18 protein-coding genes are annotated in these 17,689 nt (G+C 66.9%); 10 read left to right on the plus strand and 8 right to left on the minus strand.

Going from position 1 to position 17,689, the window contains the following annotated elements; all coding sequences use genetic code 11:
• Window positions 1–2: 2 nt before the first annotated feature.
• From AC4ELS_RS30520 to AC4ELS_RS30535, 4 genes are all read right to left on the minus strand, one after another.
• Window positions 3–1,235 (minus strand): enhanced intracellular survival protein Eis, encoded by a 1,233-nt coding sequence (locus tag AC4ELS_RS30520; RefSeq protein ID WP_499050840.1) that lies wholly within the window; start codon window positions 1,233–1,235, stop codon window positions 3–5.
• A gap of 63 nt (window positions 1,236–1,298) precedes the next feature.
• Window positions 1,299–1,523, minus strand: a complete 225-nt coding sequence (locus AC4ELS_RS30525) for a hypothetical protein (RefSeq protein WP_055114375.1) — start codon at window positions 1,521–1,523, stop codon at window positions 1,299–1,301.
• Between the two features lie 9 nt (window positions 1,524–1,532).
• Window positions 1,533–4,274, minus strand: coding sequence for a glycoside hydrolase family 2 protein (locus AC4ELS_RS30530; protein WP_499050686.1), 2,742 nt, complete (start codon window positions 4,272–4,274; stop codon window positions 1,533–1,535).
• A gap of 164 nt (window positions 4,275–4,438) precedes the next feature.
• On the minus strand, window positions 4,439–5,176 hold the full coding sequence (locus tag AC4ELS_RS30535) for a glucose 1-dehydrogenase (protein WP_055114376.1): 738 nt from the start codon (window positions 5,174–5,176) through the stop codon (window positions 4,439–4,441).
• A 101-nt stretch (window positions 5,177–5,277) separates the two neighbouring features.
• Between AC4ELS_RS30535 and AC4ELS_RS30540 the strand changes: the two genes are divergently transcribed.
• The gene (locus AC4ELS_RS30540) at window positions 5,278–6,354 is read left to right on the plus strand and encodes an NAD(P)H-dependent amine dehydrogenase family protein (RefSeq protein WP_499050689.1); all 1,077 of its coding nucleotides are present in this window, start codon (window positions 5,278–5,280) and stop codon (window positions 6,352–6,354) included.
• Here the strand turns inward: AC4ELS_RS30540 and AC4ELS_RS30545 are convergent.
• On the minus strand, window positions 6,351–7,115 hold the full coding sequence (locus AC4ELS_RS30545; protein WP_448447221.1) for an HAD family hydrolase: 765 nt from the start codon (window positions 7,113–7,115) through the stop codon (window positions 6,351–6,353). The genes AC4ELS_RS30540 and AC4ELS_RS30545 overlap by 4 nt on opposite strands.
• 68 nt (window positions 7,116–7,183) lie before the next feature.
• On the opposite strand from AC4ELS_RS30545, the gene AC4ELS_RS30550 reads away from it, so the two are divergent.
• From AC4ELS_RS30550 to AC4ELS_RS30570, 5 genes are all read left to right on the plus strand, one after another.
• The gene (locus AC4ELS_RS30550; protein ID WP_064879967.1) at window positions 7,184–7,549 is read left to right on the plus strand and encodes a VOC family protein; all 366 of its coding nucleotides are present in this window, start codon (window positions 7,184–7,186) and stop codon (window positions 7,547–7,549) included.
• A gap of 132 nt (window positions 7,550–7,681) precedes the next feature.
• Window positions 7,682–8,812, plus strand: a complete 1,131-nt coding sequence (locus AC4ELS_RS30555; RefSeq protein WP_064879965.1) for a nitronate monooxygenase — start codon at window positions 7,682–7,684, stop codon at window positions 8,810–8,812.
• Window positions 8,809–9,258 (plus strand): hypothetical protein, encoded by a 450-nt coding sequence (locus AC4ELS_RS30560; protein ID WP_448447219.1) that lies wholly within the window; start codon window positions 8,809–8,811, stop codon window positions 9,256–9,258. The genes AC4ELS_RS30555 and AC4ELS_RS30560 overlap by 4 nt, the downstream gene beginning before the upstream one ends.
• Window positions 9,259–9,388: 130 nt before the next feature.
• Window positions 9,389–9,958, plus strand: coding sequence for a TetR/AcrR family transcriptional regulator (locus tag AC4ELS_RS30565; protein WP_064879963.1), 570 nt, complete (start codon window positions 9,389–9,391; stop codon window positions 9,956–9,958).
• On the plus strand, window positions 9,955–12,201 hold the full coding sequence (locus AC4ELS_RS30570) for a molybdopterin-dependent oxidoreductase (RefSeq protein ID WP_448447216.1): 2,247 nt from the start codon (window positions 9,955–9,957) through the stop codon (window positions 12,199–12,201). Before AC4ELS_RS30565 ends, AC4ELS_RS30570 begins: the two co-directional genes overlap by 4 nt.
• A gap of 15 nt (window positions 12,202–12,216) precedes the next feature.
• On the opposite strand, the gene AC4ELS_RS30575 is transcribed toward AC4ELS_RS30570, so the two are convergent.
• A complete protein-coding gene (locus AC4ELS_RS30575) occupies window positions 12,217–12,807 on the minus strand; it encodes a hypothetical protein (protein ID WP_082941547.1) in 591 nt (196 codons plus the stop codon).
• 209 nt (window positions 12,808–13,016) lie between these two features.
• Here AC4ELS_RS30575 and AC4ELS_RS30580 point away from each other — a divergent pair, with 209 nt between their 5' ends.
• A complete protein-coding gene (locus AC4ELS_RS30580; protein WP_064879959.1) occupies window positions 13,017–14,264 on the plus strand; it encodes a cytochrome P450 in 1,248 nt (415 codons plus the stop codon).
• On the opposite strand, the gene AC4ELS_RS30585 is transcribed toward AC4ELS_RS30580, so the two are convergent.
• The gene (locus AC4ELS_RS30585; protein ID WP_064880009.1) at window positions 14,218–14,487 is read right to left on the minus strand and encodes a hypothetical protein; all 270 of its coding nucleotides are present in this window, start codon (window positions 14,485–14,487) and stop codon (window positions 14,218–14,220) included. The two genes, AC4ELS_RS30580 and AC4ELS_RS30585, sit on opposite strands and share 47 nt — an antisense overlap.
• A 160-nt stretch (window positions 14,488–14,647) precedes the next feature.
• Between AC4ELS_RS30585 and AC4ELS_RS30590 the strand changes: the two genes are divergently transcribed.
• The 3 genes from AC4ELS_RS30590 to AC4ELS_RS30600 are packed head-to-tail and all read left to right on the plus strand — an operon-like array spanning window position 14,648 to window position 16,856.
• On the plus strand, window positions 14,648–15,424 hold the full coding sequence (locus tag AC4ELS_RS30590) for a helix-turn-helix domain-containing protein (protein ID WP_448447262.1): 777 nt from the start codon (window positions 14,648–14,650) through the stop codon (window positions 15,422–15,424).
• Between the two features lie 56 nt (window positions 15,425–15,480).
• Complete coding sequence (locus AC4ELS_RS30595; protein WP_448447213.1) at window positions 15,481–16,203, plus strand: FadR/GntR family transcriptional regulator; 723 nt, start codon at window positions 15,481–15,483, stop codon at window positions 16,201–16,203.
• A complete protein-coding gene (locus AC4ELS_RS30600) occupies window positions 16,200–16,856 on the plus strand; it encodes a sterol desaturase family protein (RefSeq protein ID WP_448447211.1) in 657 nt (218 codons plus the stop codon). The genes AC4ELS_RS30595 and AC4ELS_RS30600 overlap by 4 nt, the downstream gene beginning before the upstream one ends.
• Here the strand turns inward: AC4ELS_RS30600 and AC4ELS_RS30605 are convergent.
• Window positions 16,837–17,616 (minus strand): L,D-transpeptidase, encoded by a 780-nt coding sequence (locus AC4ELS_RS30605; protein ID WP_064879952.1) that lies wholly within the window; start codon window positions 17,614–17,616, stop codon window positions 16,837–16,839. The genes AC4ELS_RS30600 and AC4ELS_RS30605 overlap by 20 nt on opposite strands.
• Between the last annotated feature and the right edge of the window lie 73 nt (window positions 17,617–17,689).

Consider the following 17,689-nt stretch of genomic DNA (forward strand, 5'->3'; position numbering starts at 1 on the left):
GCCTAGAAGCTGTAGCCCAGCTCGGCCGGAACTTCACTCGCGAAAGCCGCACCGAGCCGCTGCACCAGGGCTGAGTCCTTGCTGCGCAATCGGTTTGCGGCAACGAACGCTTCCGGACGATGTGCGCCGAGATAGAGACTTCCGAGCACGTCGAGGTCGAGTTCGACGTCCGCCGGCGCGTCAGTGGGCGTACACCGTGCGCGGCCGTCGCGAACCTGCAGGGCGAAGCGTCCGCCGTCGCCGCGGAAACCGTCCGCGACCTCCAGGACGACGTCGAGGTCGGCTTGATACCGCCGCGCCTCGAGGGCCACCGGGATGTTCATGATCCTGATCCACAGGTCGTCACTGCTCGAGGTCACGCGGGCCAGCCGTGGATTGGTCAGCAGGTAGGGCAACGGATCGCCGGGGTGAGTCCAGGTGCTCACCTTCTCCATGAGGTCCATCCCGAGCAGGGCCCGCCACAGGGCGATGTAGGCGTCGGTGGTCACCGCGGTGACGTCGCGGACGCGCAGCGTCCGTGATTCCTCGCCGTGAACGCGATACAGCGCGTAGCCGTCGGGGTGCAGGAACGCGAACCATGCCGAACCGCCCTCGCGGGTGTCCTCCCGGTCGGCGAGCACGTCGTCCCACAGCGCCGTCGTACACGCCAGCCCGCCCGGGGTCTGCCGCCGCCAGCGGTCGTAGATCGCGAAGAAGTCGTCGCGGTGCTCGGCGGGTTTGCCCATGCGGACGCCACCGGGGTCGGGGACGGAGGCATGGAACTCGGCGAACCTGCGGTCGACGGTCATCAGGTGCACGGTGGTGGCGGGACCGTAACCGAATCGGCCGTAGATTCCACCCTCACTGGCGGTGAGTGCGGCGATCGGATATTGCGCCTCCGCGATCCGCTGGTGCAGTTCGGTGTACATCGAGCGCAGGATGCCGCGGCGTCGATGGGTGGGAGCGACGGCCACATAGCTGATTCCCGCCGCGGGCAGCGTTGCGCCGCCCGGAACGGTCAGGGTGAGGTCGAGGAAGATCGACTGTCCGACGATGTCGCCATCGCCGTCCCGCGCCACGACGCCACCGTCGGCCGGCACCAGCTCGCGCCATGCCGCCATCGAATCAGGGTGGTTGACCTCACCGAACGCGGTGTTGCCGAGCAGCGCCATGCCCGCCCAGTCAGCGTCGGTGATGCTCTGTATCGCGAGCGGTGTTGTCGAGGGTGCCACGTTGTCGATCACAGAATCCGACAGTGCCACACCGTCACCGGCGGGGGCGACCGATTTTCCGGCCGCCCGGTCAGGACGGCCGGTGACTCAGCGCTTGAGCCAGTTGTTCAGCGTCGCGAGTTCGCGGGTGTAGGTGGTCATGATGTCGTCCTGGTACAGCGTCGCCCCGCTGATCGTGGTCGGCCCCTGCCACACCACCCTGATCCGGTTCGCACCGCGCTGGTAGACGTCCACCCGGTCGAGGTCACGGTGCAGCCAGCCGCCGCTGTCGGCCAGCCGGCCGACCTCATGGCGCTCATCGGTTGTGGTCATCAGCCGATCCTATCGTCGTGCCCGCTGGTCGATCGGTACCACCGTCGGTGCACTGTTGTACCCGCCGACCCGGACCCAGTTCGGTCCGTGCTCCGATCCGGTCACCGTGCCGCTGATCTCCGTCGTCTCCCCGGGGTACACGGTGACGTAGTTGTCGGAGTATTCGATCGGCAGGATCTCGTCACCATCGCGGGTCGTCGTGATCTCGGCCCGCTCGAAGAAGGCGATCTGACGTCCCGGGTTGTGCAAGCGGATCACCACGCTCGCGCTGCCGTCGGTCGACTCGGTTCGGTGCGCGGTCACGTCCAACCGTGCGGGTCCCATGGTGTTGAGCGGTGTCAGGTCGGCCCAGCTGCTCTGCACCAGATCGAAGGCCTGGTCGTTGACCGGGGGCCCGACATCGTCGAGTTTCTGCGACTGCCAGTACGTGTTGTCGGCGACCACGGCGCCGGACTCGTCGAGCAGTTCACAGCGGATGAACACCACCGGTGAATCGAGGGCCAGTCGGGGCAGCGTCAGCCCGGAGGCCACCCCGTTCGACGGCACGGCCGGCACCTCGGAACTGCGGTCGTCGCGCATCCGGCCGGTCAGGTCGTAGGTGCGCACCCGCACCCGTAGACCCGTCCGCTCCTGCGGCGACTGGTTGACCACCTTGACGTTGGCGGTGTCGTGGTCGCCGGTCGCGTACGAGTCGAAGACCACCGACAGCGGGCGCAGCCCCTTCTTGGCGCCGAAATATGCGCCACCGGGCCGCAGGTAGTAGTCGAAGAGATGACCGAAGAACGACGGCCAGTGGTTGTTGAGCATCCAGTAGATGGTCATCTTGTGGTTATCCCACCCGCCTGCGGCGAACGCCTCGAACTGGGCGCGGGTCGACTCGTAGTGGGCAAGCTGGGCTTTGCGGGCGAATTCCTCTGCGCCGCGCGATGATCCGTACCGCTGCATGACCGCAGTGCGGATGCTTTCCAGGGCGGCGTTGCTGGGGTTCGCCCCGGCGTGGAAGTACCAGGCCTCGTTGATCGGCCAGAGTTTGTCCGGTGGGATGAACTTCTGCAGGCTGGCGAACGGCGGGATGTGCTCGTTGTCGCCCTGTTCGGCATTGGAACCGCGGGTGGCCTGATAGCGACCGTCGAACCAGTAGCTCGGCGGGCGCCACGTATACGGGCCTGCCATGTGGATCCCATCCCAGTCCGGCTCGCCGTTGGCGTCGCGAGCCAGCGACGACACCGTGTCGACGACGGTGTTGGGCCAGTGCAGCTCACCCAGGATGCGGCGGTAACCGTCGAGCACCGGCGCCGGGGGCTTGCCGTCGCTGCCGTTGGCCCACAGGAACGCCGACGCGTGCCCGCGCAGCGACAGGATCTGCGAGCGCATGCTCTCGTCGGCCACCCGGCGATCCTCGTCGTCCCACTGCCACCACTTCTCCCACTGGTTGCAGCACATCCACCCGTACATCAGCGGGATGCCCAGTTCGTCGGCCCGCTCGATGATGTTGTCGCCCGGGAACTTTCCCTCCAGGCGCACCATGTTCAGCCCGAGGTCCCGGACGTATCCGAGAATGGCATCCTCCCGCTGCGGGTCGTACTGGAACAGCAGATCGGGTGTGTATGCCGCACCCCGGACCAGGAAGTCGCGCCCGTTGACCGTCAGGTAGAAGCTGCCGCCGCGGCCCAGATCGGGAAACTGCTCGTCGTTGTCGCGATGCTGCGCGACGGTACGGATACCGAATCGGGAATCCACGGTGTCGATCGGCCGGCCGTACCGCACGAACTCCAACCGCAGGTCATAGAGGTCCGGCCGGCCCATGGTGTAGGGCCACCAGAGGTCCGGGTTGCTCACCTGCAACGCCGCGAAAGTGTCCGGATCGAACCGGATTTCCCGCTTCTCCCCCGGCGCCAGGCTGACCGCTTGATCCACCGAGATGGTCGGTTTTCCCGGCCGGCTGATCCGGGCCCGAACCACGCCACGCATCGGAATGTCGGCGGTGTTGCGGATGTCGGAGTAGACGGTGAGCCGCGCCTGCGTGGTGTCAGGCAGCGGCAACTCGGTGGTCACCAGCGGGTCGCTGAGCACGACCTGCCCCGAGTAGCTGAGGTAGACGGGTTTGAAGATGCCCGCGTTACGGTCGGGCACATAGGAATTGCCACGCAGCGGATTCTTGTCCGGGCCCTGGTAGCCGATGCGGTTCCAGTTGAGCCAGTCCCACCAGCTGTCGGCGAGCTCGACCCCGTCGATGTCCTGCAACGCCTGCTCGGGAGTGACCCGGACCGCCAGCGTGTTGGCGCCGCCGGGGTTGATCCACGGCGTGGCGTCGATCTCGTGGATCGTGTGCATCCCTACGAGCAGGGAACTACCGGCGATCATGGTGCCGTTGAGCCAGACCTCGGCGCGGTAGTTGATGCCGGGGAAATCGAGCCGGTAGCTGGAGCTGCCCTGCGGCGCGGTGAAGGTCGTCCGGTACCACCAATCCTGGCGGAACAGGTCGTCGGGCACATCGGCCAGGTTGTCCCCGACGTACAGGTCCGGGTAGGTGCCGTCGTCCTGCAACGCCGCCAGCACCGTCGACGGCATGTGCTTGACCTCGTGCCAGTCGGCCTCGACCGCGCCCGGGGTCGACAACGCGGCGCCGTCGGCCGTCACGGTGCGCGCCGAGGCCAGCTGCCAGCCCTGTGCCAGCTCCACCCGTCCCGACGGGGGCTCCGGCGTGGCGAACGGCGGGAAATCGGCGGCGCACAGCGAGAACACCAGCACCGCGGCAACGACCAGGCCGACGAAACCCGTGAGGCTCAGGCCTGCGCGGCGACTCCGGGCGGAAATGGGCAGCTCCTCACAGACCGGTACGGCACCGCGATGAGTCGATGCCCTGCCGGGTCATTCTGCCGTGGCCGGTACCGCCGCGCGCGGCCGGTGCGTCCTCAGAGCTTGTGCGGGACGTCGTTGACGAGGCCGCCGTCCATCACGAACTCCGCGCCGGTGGCGTAGCGGGATTCGTCGCTGGCCAGGAACACCACGAAGGTCGAGACCTCCTCGGGTTGTCCTGACCGTCCCAGCGGAATGGTCAGCATGTCCTCGGGGAAATGCTCGGTCATCGGGGTCCGGATGAATCCGGGGTGGATGGAGTTGACCCGGATCTGCTTGGGTCCCAGCTCCAGTGCCGCAGACTTGGTCAGGCCGCGCACCGCCCACTTGGAGGCCACGTACGGGTGCACCATGGCCGCACCGCGCAGGCCCTCGATCGACGAGACGTTGATGATCGAGCCACCTCCCGCGGCCTTCATCGCCTTGACGCACGCCTGCATCCCCAGGAAGGTGCCGGTCAGGTTGACGTCGATCACCTTCTGCCACTGGGCCATGTCGAACTTGCCGATCTGGCCGAGCGCGACGATCCCGGCATTGTTCACCAGCACGGTGAGCGAGCCGAACTCCGAGGTGGCCGTTTCCACGGCGGCGTTCCACTGGTCTTCCTCGGTGACATCGAGGTGCACATAGCGGGCCGAGTCACCGAGCTCCGCGGCCAATGCCTTGCCCTCGTCGTCGAGGATGTCACCGATCACCACCTTGGCACCTTCGGCGATCAGCGCCCGGGCGTGCTCGGCGCCCATTCCCCGCGCCCCGCCACTGATGAGTGCCACTTTTCCGTCTACCCGTCCCATGACGGGTGAGGCTACCGCCTGCAGTGCCAAATTAGAACCTGTTCCAATTTTGACGCGGGATCGGCATACTGCGATCAGACCGAACACTTGAGGAGACCTGTATGGCCATTCGCGTGGCGCTCGTCGGCACCGGAAACTGCGGCCGGTTGGCCCTGATCCAGCTCATCGACGACCCTCGGTTCGAACTCGTCGCGGTGGGCACCTCGACCGAGACGAAGGTTGGTCTGGACGCCGCTGAACTGGCCGGGCTGGGCGGCGTCACCGGGGTCACCGCCACGCTGGGCATCGATGCCGCGATCGCCGCCGAACCGGACTGCCTGGTGTACTGCGCGATGGGTGACACCCGCCCCGTGGAAGCCACCCGCGATGTGATGGCCACACTGGCCGCCGGGATCAATGTGGTCGGCTCGGCCCCGGGCGGCCTGCAGTTCCCCTGGGGCGCCATGCCGGAGAAGGCCATCGCGCGGGTGGAAGAAGCTGCCCAGGCGGGTAATTCAAGCGTGTTCATCACCGGTGTCGACCCCGGGTTCGCCACCGACCTTTTGCCGTTCGCGATCGCCGGTACCTGTCAGCGCATCGATCAGATCAAGACCATGGAGATCGCCGACTACGCCACCTATGACGGCACCGAGGTGATGTCGATCGTCATGGGATTCGGCAATCCGATCGACCAGCCCGGAATGTTGTTTCTCCCCGGAATCCTCAGCGCCGCTTGGGGGACCGCGATCCGGATGCTCGCCGCCGGACTCGGCGTCGAAGTCGAAGACATCACCGAGCACTACGAGTTGGAGCCCGCACCCGAGGACATCGAGGTCGCAACCGGCGTCATCGCCAAGGGCACGGTGGCGGCGATGCGCTTCCAGATCAACGGCATGGTCGGCGGTGAGCCGGTGATCGTCGTCGAACACGTCACCCGGGTGCGGGCGGATCTGCGACCGGACTGGGCGCAACCGGCCCAGCCCGGCGGCTCCTACCGCGTCGAGATCGTCGGCGAACCTTCGTACGTGGTCGACATCTGCCCGACCAGCCGCAAGGGCGACCACAACCACGCGGCGATCGTCGCGGCGGCCGGGCGAATCGTGAACGCCATCCCCGACGTGGTGGCCGCCGCGCCCGGCATCCACACCACCCTGGACATGCCGCTCGTCACGGGCAAGGGCCTGCACAGGCTGGGCTAGGCGCCGGGTCGGAGCCCGCGTTCGCCACGACGCCGGCCACCGGGACGCGGCAAGCTGAGCACCGGCCAGTCCTGTTCCGTGGCAGCCGAGGCCAGACCCGGCCGCGGATTCACGGGCCGCGGATGGCCCACCAAACGCATCAGTGCGCCGTCCTCGGGGCCGTCCGCGTAGAAATAGCTGTGGGCCAGATCGACCTGCTCGGTTCGGCAAAAGGCTTGCACCGCATCGGCTTTGCGGGCCCCCCAGATGATCGGTTCGACGATCCCGCCGGTGAGCCGGCCCTGGTCGTCGGTCAGAAAGTGATTGCACAGCACGTGGTCGATCCCCAGGTGCCGCGCGACCGGCTCGGCGTGGATGGTCAGGGCCGAGGAGCTCATCACGACGGTGTGGCCGCGGTCCTGGTGACGGCGCACCACGTCCCGCATGTGCGGGTAGACCCGCTGGTTGATGCGGCTCTCGAACAGGTACTCCCCCAGCTCGTCGAGCTCGAGCAGGGATTCGCCGCGAAGGTATCCGGCGGCCCGGACCAACAACCGCTCGAACGGCATCCGGCCGATCCGGTACCTGACCGAGGCTTCGACGATTCCGAGGATCTCGCCGACAGCGGCCTGGCGCCGGCGGATCCGATGACCGGCGTGCGCCGTGGCGGTGAACCCGTCCACCAGCGTGCCGTCCAGGTCGAAGAAGGCCCCCACCTGCGCACCGCCCGGACCGTCCCCGATCTCCTCAAGTGACTCGGGTGGCGAGAGCATGCGGCCCATGGGCCTAGTACACCAAGCCGCCACGACAATCGGCCAGTCGAGACCGGATCCGGGACTAGAACAGAGGGATGTCCGCACAAATGCAATCCATCGCGATCAAGGACGTCGCGGCCGTCATCGCCACGGGTCGATTCCAGGAGGCGAGGGCCTGGTACGCGCGACTGCTCGGCCGGGAACCTGATCTGGAACCTGTTCCAGGGGTCGCCGAATGGCAGCTGACCGCAACCGCCTGGCTACAGGTCGTCACCGATCCGGTCCGGGCCGGGAGATCTGCTGTGCGATTCGGCGTCGACGATCTGGAGCACACGGCCGCCGGCCTGCGCCAGGATGGTGTGACGATCGGAGAACCGCAGGTCATCGCCGACATGGTCGCTGTCATCGACGTTGCCGATCCCGACGGAAATGAAGTTTCGTTCGTCGCCGAACTCGCATGAAAATTCCGGGTCGTTCCCCAAACGAGCCCGAGGCCGTACTAAACTAGAACACGTTTCATTTCCATGCGGGCCGTATCGGCCGAGGACTCTCAAACCGCACCGCCACTACACCGCCACTACAAGGAGCTCCGAATGCACACCGCACTCTGCGACGAGCTCGGGATCGACGTCCCGATCTTCGCATTTACCCACTGTCGCGACGTTGTCGTCGCCGTCAGCAAGGCCGGTGGTTTCGGCGTGCTGGGCGCCGTCGGATTCACCCCCGAGCAGCTCGAGATCGAGTTGAACTGGATCGACGAGCACATCGGCGACCACCCGTACGGCGTCGACATCGTCATCCCGAACAAGTACGAGGGCATGGACGCCAACATGTCCGCCGACGACCTCAAGGGCATGCTGCAGTCCCTGGTACCTCAGGAGCATCTGGATTTCGCCAAGAAGATCCTCGCCGACCATGGCGTGCCGGTCGACCACAGCGACGACGACGCCCTGCAGCTGCTGGGCTGGACCGAGGCCACCGCGACGCCTCAGGTCGAGATCGCGCTGAAGCACCCCAAGATGACGCTGATCGCCAACGCGCTGGGCACGCCGCCCAAAGACATGATCGACCGCATCCACGCCGAGGGGCGCAAGGTCGCGGCGCTGTGCGGTTCGCCGTCACAGGCCCGCAAGCACGCCGACGCGGGCGTCGACATCATCATCGCCCAGGGCGGCGAGGCCGGCGGCCACAGCGGCGAGATCGGCTCGATCGTGCTGTGGCCCCAGGTGGTCAAGGAAGTCGCCCCGGTTCCGGTTTTGGCCGCCGGCGGTATCGGCAGCGGTCAGCAGATCGCCGCCGCCCTGGCTCTCGGCGCACAGGGCGCCTGGACCGGCTCGCAGTGGGTCATGGTTGAGGAGTCCGAGCACACCGAACAGCAGCACGCTGCGTACGCCAGGGCCACCAGTAAGGACACCGTGCGCAGCCGCTCGTTCACCGGCAAGCCGGCCCGCATGCTCCGCAACGACTGGACCGACGCCTGGGAGAACCCGGACAACCCGAAGCCGCTCGGCATGCCGCTTCAGTACATGGTGTCCGGAATGGCCGTCGCGGCGACGCACAAGTACCCGAACGAGAGTGTTGACGTCGCATTCAACCCGGTGGGCCAGGTCGTCGGCCAGTTCAAGAAGGTCGAGAAGACCTCCGCCGTGATCGAACGCTGGGTGCAGGAGTACCTGGAGGCGACCGGCAACCTCAACGCGCTGAACGAGGCCGCCGGGGTGTGATCGAGGCCGCCGGCAGCGGGTTCCTCGTCGCCGTTCTGTGGATGGACCTGATCTTCGACGTTCAGGTCCTACCCCACCGCAGGTCGGCCGAATTGCCGGAACCCGTGCTGGCGTCCATCGCCGGCTACTACCGCCGCGCGACCACCACATCGCGCCCGATGAGCCTGCTGATCGCCGCCGTCATGGTGGTGCTGTTGGCGGCATTGACTTTTCACGCAGTCGACGGTGCCGACCCGCGTTGGCTGACCGCGATGTTCGCGCTGCTCGCCGGCGGCCCCGTGCTGCTGGCCGTGCTGCGCACCGTCCCCAACGCCGTGGCCCTGGGCGCTCGCACCGCCAGCCCGGCCCAGCAGACGCGATTGGCCCGCGCCATCTGCAGCGACCATCTGCTCTGTCTGACGAGCATGTCCATTTTTCTCGTGCTGTGGCTGGTGACGGCCGCCTAGAGCATCAACGCGGCGAATTGCAGCCAGCATCAAGCATGAATCCGCCGCTCAAGTCGTGGGCGACGGGCGATAGACCTGCGCCTGCCCGTTATGTATGGTTGCATACATAGAAATGGCGAAAGGGCTTCGGATGACCAGTCCTCGCGAACGCATGGTTGCTTCGGCCGCACTGTTGATCCGGGAACGCGGCGCGCACCCCACCGCGATTGCCGATGTATTGGCCCACAGCGGCGCCCCACGCGGCTCGGCGTACCACTACTTCCCCGGCGGTCGTACCCAACTCCTATGCGAGGCAATCGATTACGCGAGCGATCACATCGCCGCGCAGATCGACCAGGCGGACAGCGCCGCGGCACTGCTCGACGCGATGATCGCCGGCTTTCGTAAACAACTGTCCGCCACCGACTTCCGGGCCGGTTGCCCGATTGTGGCGGTGACGGTCGAGGCCGGCGAACCCACGGCCGCCGAGCCCACTCCCCTCGACCGAGCTGGGGTGGCCTTCACCCGCTGGACCGGACAGATCACCCGCCGCCTGCAGAGCGACGGAGTGTCTACCGAACGCGCCGAGGAACTCGCCACGCTGATCCTGACCGCGATCGAAGGTGCCGTGGTGATGGCCCGGGCGACCCGTGACGTCAAACCACTCGATCTGATCCACCGTCAACTTCGCGCACTCCTGCCGGAAGGAATCCCGTCATGACCGTCGATCAATGGCAGCCCACCGCGTGCATCCTGTGTGAGTGCAACTGCGGCATCGTGGTGCAGACCGAAGGCCGGGCCATCACGAAAATCCGCGGCGACAAGGACCACCCGGCGTCGGCGGGCTACACGTGCAACAAGGCGCTGCGGCTGGACCACTACCAGAGCAGCACCAACCGCCTCACCTCGCCACTGCGCCGCACACCTGACGGCAGCTACGAGGAGATCGACTGGGACACCGCGATTTCCGAGATCGCCGCGAAGTTCCTGGCAGTCAGGGAAGTTCACGGCGGGGACAAGATCTTCTACTACGGTGGCGGCGGCCAGGGCAACCACCTGGGCGGCGCGTACAGCGGCGCATTCCTCAAGGCGATCGGTTCGCGGTACCGGTCAAACGCCCTGGCGCAGGAGAAGACCGGCGAGGCGTGGGTCGACGCCCACCTCTACGGCGGGCACACCCGCGGCGAGTTCGAGCACGCCGAGGTCTCGGTGTTCGTGGGCAAGAACCCGTGGATGTCGCAGAGTTTTCCACGGGCCCGCGTCGTGCTCAACGAGATCGCCAAGGATCCGGACCGCGCGATGATCGTGATCGACCCGGTGATCACCGACACCGCCAAGCTCGCCGACTTCCACCTGCGCGTGCGGCCGGGGACCGATGCGTGGTGCCTGGCCGCGATGGGCGCGGTGCTGGTTCAGGAAAACCTGTGCGACGAAGAGTTCCTGGCCACTCACGTCAACGGCGTCGAACCGGTCCGTGAGGTGCTTCGTGAGGTTCCGATCGGCGACTATGCCGCACGGTGCGGCGTCGACGAGACCCTGCTGCGCCAGGCGGTGCGCCGCATCGCGGGTGCCGGCAGCGTCGCGGTGTTCGAGGATCTCGGCATCCAGCAGGCCCCCAACAGCACGCTGTGTTCATACCTCAACAAGATGCTGTGGATTCTCACCGGCAACTTCGCCAAACGCGGTGGGCAACATCTGCATTCGTCGTTCGCCCCATTGTTCGGTTCAGGCGGGGTGGGCCGCAGCCCGGTCACCGGCGCCCCGGTGATCGCCGGCCTGGTGCCGTCCAATGCGGTGCCCCAGGAGATCCTCACCGACCATCCCGACCGCTTCCGGGCGATGATCGTCGAGAGCAGCAACCCCGCGCACTCGATCGCCGATTCGGCGGCCGTGCGGGCCGCCCTGGAATCGCTCGAACTCCTCGTCGTCATCGACGTCGCGATGACCGAAACCGCCCGGCTGGCAGATTATGTGCTGCCTGCGGCCAACCAGTTCGAGAAGCCCGAGGCGACGTTCTTCAATCTCGAGTTCCCGCACAACAGCTTCCACCTGCGCCACCCGTTGTTCGAACCTTTGCCCGGCACGCTGCCCGAGCCCGAGATCTGGGCCCGCCTGGTGCGCGCCATCGGTGCGGTCGACGATGCCGAACTGGATCCGTTACGGCGCGCGGCCCGCGACGGCCTGGACGCCTACGCCGCAGCGTTTCTCGGCGCTGTGGGCGCCAACCCGGGCCTGGGACGGGTCCTGCCATACGTGCTGTACGAGACGCTCGGACCGGTGCTTCCGGATGGCCTCGCCGGCGCCGCGGCGCTGTGGGGGCTGGCGCAGAAGACCGCCATGACCTATCCCGATGCCGTGCGTCGCGCCGGTCACGCCGACGGCAACGCCCTCTTCGAGGCCATCTTGGCCGGCCGGTCCGGGCTGACCTTCACCGTGCACGAATATCCGGACGATTTCGCTCTGATCGGCCACCCGGATCACAAGATCGCACTCGCGATGCCCGAGATGCTCGACGCGGTCCGAGCATTGCCGACCACGCCGTCGGCGCTGACCTCCGAGGAGTTCCCGATGGTGCTCTCGGCCGGCGAACGTCGGGCCTACACCGCCAACGACATATTCCGCGACCCGGCCTGGCGCAAGCGCGACAGTGAGGGAGCCCTGCGGATCAGCGCCGACGACGCCGAGTCCATCGGCCTACGCGACGGAGACCGGGCCAGGCTGACCACCGCGACGGGAAGCGCGGAGGTGACCGTGGAGGTCAACGACGCGATGCTGCCGGGGCACATCTCGCTGCCCAACGGATTCGGCCTCGACTACACCGACGGCCAAGGGCGGTCGATCGTGCCCGGCGTCGCACCCAACGAGCTCACGTCGTCGCAGTGGCGCGATGAGTACGCGGGCACACCGTGGCACAAGCACGTGCCTGCCCGGGTTGACCTTCCGGTCGTAACCCTGCCGGCCTGATCAGATTCCCGGCACTCAGGGCGCCGGGGCCGGGGCGGGCGCTGCCGGGGCGGCTGGACCGGCGGGCACAGCGACAGCTGGGCCGGCAGGAGCAGCGGGCAACACGGCGGGCCCGGCAGGAGCGCCTGGGTCGGTTACGGCCGGCCCGCCGGGCAGAGGTGCTGTCGGTGCACCGGGGGCTGCAGGCGCGGTCGGAACGTTCGGCCCGGGTACCTGGCCCGGGACAGGCGTGTTCATGCCGCGCTGCGCGAGCCCGAGTACCAGGGCTTCCTTACCGCTGATCTCCTGGTTCTGCACCGCGTGCCACAGATCCTTGAGGTAGCTCAGGTTGGGCGTCTCGGTTCCCTGTCCCGTGGGATCCATCGTGGCCCCCGGCGGCAGGGCATCGGGGCTCGCCAGGTGAGGGGTACCCGGGGCCGCGGCAACCGGTGCCGTCGGATCTCCGACCGCTGCCTGAGCCGCCGGTCCGGGCGCGGGCGCCGGCGCGGGGGCAGGCGCCGGATTGGGTGGCTCCGCGGCCGCCGCGGCGGCCATGGCCAACGCGACGACAGGACCCGACACACAGCCCGTCAACACGATCCCGAACCTACGGACGTCGACTCGCATAACTGGTTGGCCTCCTGCTGTTGCTCCAGGGACGAATGGTAACGCTGAGTGCATCGTCGCGCTCGTTCAACCGTTACAACGCAAGAATCGGAACACGTTCCAATACCCACGATGTGGGAGTTTCCGAAACCCGCTCCGAGGGGCCCCACCTGTGGTGTAGCAATGGGTTTACGCCACTACACAACGTCGTCGCGAGGAGCGCCAACGCCATGCCGACTCTGAACCTCCCGCCCGGATTCGACTTCACCGATCCCGACATCTACGCCGAACGGCTGCCCGTCGAGGAACTCGCCGAGATGCGCAAGTTGGCTCCGATCTGGTGGAACGAACAGCCGCTTGGACAAGGGGGGTTCGACGACGGCGGGTTCTGGGTCGTCACGAAGCACAAGGACGTCAAAGAGGTCTCGCTGCGCAGTGACGTGTTCTCCAGCCAGGAGAAGACCGCCCTCCCGCGCTACCGCGACGGCACCGTCCAGCAGCAGATCGAGCAGGGCAAGTTCGTCATGCTCAACATGGACGCCCCACACCACACGCACCTGCGCAAGATCATCTCGCGGGCCTTCACACCACGGGCGATCGAGCGCCTGCGCGCCGACCTGGCCGACCGGGCCCGGGACATCGTCGCGGCCGCCGCTGCCGCGGGTTCCGGAGATTTCGTCGAGCAGGTCTCGTGCGAACTACCCCTGCAGGCAATCGCGGGGCTGATGGGCGTGCCGCAGGAAGACCGCATGAAGTTGTTCGACTGGTCCAATCAGATGGTCGGCGACCAGGACCCGGAGTTCGCCTCCAACGACGCGATCAGCGCCTCCGTCGAGTTGATCATGTACGGGATGCAGATGGCGGCCGAGCGGACCAAGAACCCCGGCGACGACCTGGTCACCAAACTCCTGCAGGCCGACGTGGAGGGGCACAAGCTCTCCGACGACGAGTTCGGCTTCTTCGTCATCCTGCTCGCCGTGGCCGGAAACGAGACGACCCGCAACTCGATCACCCAGGGCATGATGGCCTTCGCCGATCACCCCGACCAGTGGGAGCTGTTCAAACGCGAGCGCCCCGGCACCGCGGCCGACGAGATCGTCCGGTGGGCCACGCCCGTCACGTCATTCCAGCGCACCGCCCTGGAGGACACCGAGCTGGCCGGCGTGCCCATCAAGAAGGGTCAGCGGGTGGTGATGTTCTACCGCTCGGCGAACTTCGACGAGGATGTGTTCGACGACCCGTACAGCTTCAACATCCTGCGGGACCCCAACCCGCACGTGGGGTTCGGCGGTACGGGCGCGCACTACTGCATCGGCGCCAACCTCGCCAGGATGACCATCGACCTGATCTTCAACGCGATCGCCGACGGGATGCCCGACCTGACGCCGTTGGCGGCGCCCGAGCGTCTCCGGTCGGGTTGGCTCAACGGCATCAAACATTGGCAGGTGGACTACCGCGGCCAGTCGGGTAGTCGATGACGGATCGCCAATAGTCCTCCGGGATTTCGGTATTCGACCGCAGCACTATCGCCAGACCGGTTGCCATCGCGATGCCGAGAAGCCCGAGCCACAGGCCGGCGAGTGCGATCGCGATCCATAGCACGGTTGTCAGGGCGGGCCACGGCGATACCACCGCGAGCACCGGCGCGAAGAAGAATCCGGTGCCGACGTAGGCGGCCGACCCGGCCCGGTCGGCCGCCATGACGAAGTGCAGCCAGCGTGGAATCGGTTGGTCGGACTGAGGTTTGTCGCTCACTGCCGCCTCCTTCGTGGGGTCTGGAGACCACAGTGGCCCGGGCCGGGTAAGTACTGCAATTACCCCGCAGGTAGTGGTTATCTCCCGGCGTGTGAGTGAGACTCGGATGGTGACGACTGCGGCAACCCAGACACCTATCGGATCGCTGATGCGCGACTGGCGATTACGCCGCCGCATCAGTCAGCTGGACCTGGCCATCGAGGCCGACGTTTCGGCGCGTCACCTCAGCTTCATCGAAACCGGGCGGTCGGTACCGAGCCGGGCCATGGTGCTGCGGCTCGCCGAGGCACTGGAGGTGCCGCTGCGGGATCAGAACCAGCTGCTCCTCGCTGCGGGGCTGGCACCGGTCTACGCCGAGCGGACTCTGGAGGACCCTGAGATGACGGGTGTGCGCGACGGTGTGGCCCGAGTGTTGGACGCCTACAACCCGTTTCCCTGCGTGGTCGTCGATCGCACCTGGAATCTGTTGCAGGCCAACGCCGGTACCGCAGTCATGCTGGACGGTGTCGCGCCGCATCTGCTGGCCCGGCCCAACGCGCTGCGGATCACCCTGCACCCCGAGGGCATGGCGCCGCGCATCCGGAACCTGGCCGAGTGGCGCCACCACCTGATCAGCCGGCTGCGCCGGGAGGTCACCGTGAGCGGATCAGCCGAGCTGGCCGCCCTTCTTGCCGAGATCGAGTCCTACCCGGGCGGGATGGAACCGGTGCGAGATCTCGGCGGAGTGGTCGTCCCACTGGAACTGACCGCGCCCGACGGCGCCGTACTGACCTTCCTGAGCACGGTCACCACCTTCGGGACGGCCCTGGACCTGACCGCCGCGGAACTGAGCATCGAGGCGTTTCTGCCGGCCGACGCCGAGACCGCGGTCGCACTGCGGTGAAAAGTTAGTGGTCTGACCACTTGACCTCTGACCCCAGGCCGGGCAAGGTGGGTCATATGGCGCTACAACCGGTGAACCGTCGCTCCGTACCCGAGGACGTGTTCGAGCAGATCGTCGCGGAGGTACTCAGCGGGCAGATGCAGCCCGGCGAGCCCCTGCCCAGTGAACGCCGCCTCGCCGAGGTGCTGGGCGTGTCCCGCCCGGCTGTGCGCGAGGCGATCAAGCGGCTCACCGAGGCGGGCCTGGTCGAGGTTCGGCAGGGCGACTCGACCACGGTGCGGGATTTCCGCAAGCATGCGGGCCTCGATCTGTTGCCCCGGCTCCTCTTGCGCGCAGGCGAACTCGACGTCGGCGTGGTTCGCAGCATCCTCGAAACCCGGCTGCACAACGGACCCAAGGTTGCCGAGTTGGCCGCCGAGCGGGCACCGTCCGAGGTGATCGCGCAACTCGGCCGCACGGTCGATGCCCTGGCGGCCGAACCGGACCCGGTCGAGCAACAACGTCAGGCACTCGGCTTCTGGGATCTGATCGTCGACGGTGCGGATTCGATCGCATTCCGCTTGATGTACAACACCCTTCGGCAGACCTACGAGCCCGCGCTGCCGGCGCTGGCCACAATGATGGCCGCGGAGGTCGGCCGTCCCGAGGCGTATCGCCGCATCGTCGAGGCCATCGAAGCGGGCGACCCCGCCGCAGCCCGGCTCGCGGCTCAGGACCTGCTGGAGCCTGCCACCAACGCGCTCATGGGCGCACTCGAGGCATTGGAGGAAACCCGATGACGCGCAATGCTTTCACGTTGGCCGACGCAGCACGGGAGTTCGTCAAGCACCCCTCCCCCTGGATGATCGGCACCGCGCTGATCGTCAGCGTCGCCGCGCGGTGTGCCGTCGGCGACTGGCAACCCACCGACGCGCTCGTACCCGCGGTGATGCTGGTGACGTTCCCGTTCTTCGAATGGATCGTCCACGTCTTCGTACTGCACTGGCGCCCAAGGCGATTGGGCCGGATCACACTGGATCCGCTGTTGGCTCGCGACCACCGGCTGCACCACGTCGACCCACGTGACATCCCGTTGATCTTCATCCCGTGGCGCGCACTGCTGTGGATTCTGCCCGTCGCAGTCGCCGTAGCCCTCCTGGTGTTCCCACGACTCGGCCTGGGGCTGACGTTTCTGTCCCTGCTGACCGTTCTCGGCCTGGCCTACGAGTGGTGTCACTACCTGATCCACAGTGACTACAAGCCGAAAAGCCGCGCCTACCGTGCGGTTTGGCGCAACCATCGCCAGCACCACTACAAGAACGAGCACTACTGGTTCACGGTCACCACCGCGGGGACCGCGGACCGGGTCCTGGGGACCTACCCCGACCTGGCGACGGTATCCACCTCACCGACCTCGAAGAACCTGCACGCGGCTATGCCTGCACGACAATAGGGTCGCCCAGGTGCACCGTGTTGAAGTACCAGTCGGCGTTGTCGGGGCTCAAGTTGATGCAACCGTGGCTGACGTTGGCGTAGCCCTGAGATCCCACCGACCAGGGCGCCCCGTGCACGTAGACACCGCCCCAAGTCACGCGAACCGCGTCGTAGACGGTGAGCTTGTACCCCTCCGGGTCGCTCAGCGGAATACCGATCGTGCGCGAATCCATCACCACGACAGGCTCTTTGGCCAGCGCGGTGAAGGTCCCGATCGGGGTCGGGTGCTTGGGCTTGCCCATCGACGCAGGCATCGTGCGGGCCACCGTGCCATCGATGCTGACCGTGAAGGTGTGCGCATCGATGTCGGCGACACCGAGTACCTGGGCCCCCGTCTCGAAACTCGTCTTCGCGCCGCCAGCAGTGACCGAGATCTTCGAATGAGCCGGCCACAGCTGATCCGGTTTCCACTGCATGACATCGTCACTCAGCCAGGTGAAGGTGCCAGTGGGGGTCTCGGGAGAGCTGATCTTCAGGCTGCTCTGTGCCGCATCGCGATCGGTCACCGGATCGGCGAAAGTCACCGTCAGCGGCATGGCGACGCCGACCACCGAGCCGGAGGCGGGCTCGATCTTCACACCGGGTGCGGGCGTGCTCACCGCAGCAGATGCCACATTCACTGTGCTCGCAGCGGCCAAGGTGGCGACACCGATCGCCGCAAACACTTTCAGTACCGACGCTCGAACGGTTCCGAATGACGACGATGGGGCGGTCAGCATTCCACCAGTGTAGGTGAGCGCCGATGGTGCCCCTTTTAGGCGCAGCGTGGCGACGGCAATTCGAGGTCGGCGG

It is taken from the genome of Mycobacterium shunyiense (assembly GCF_058270035.1).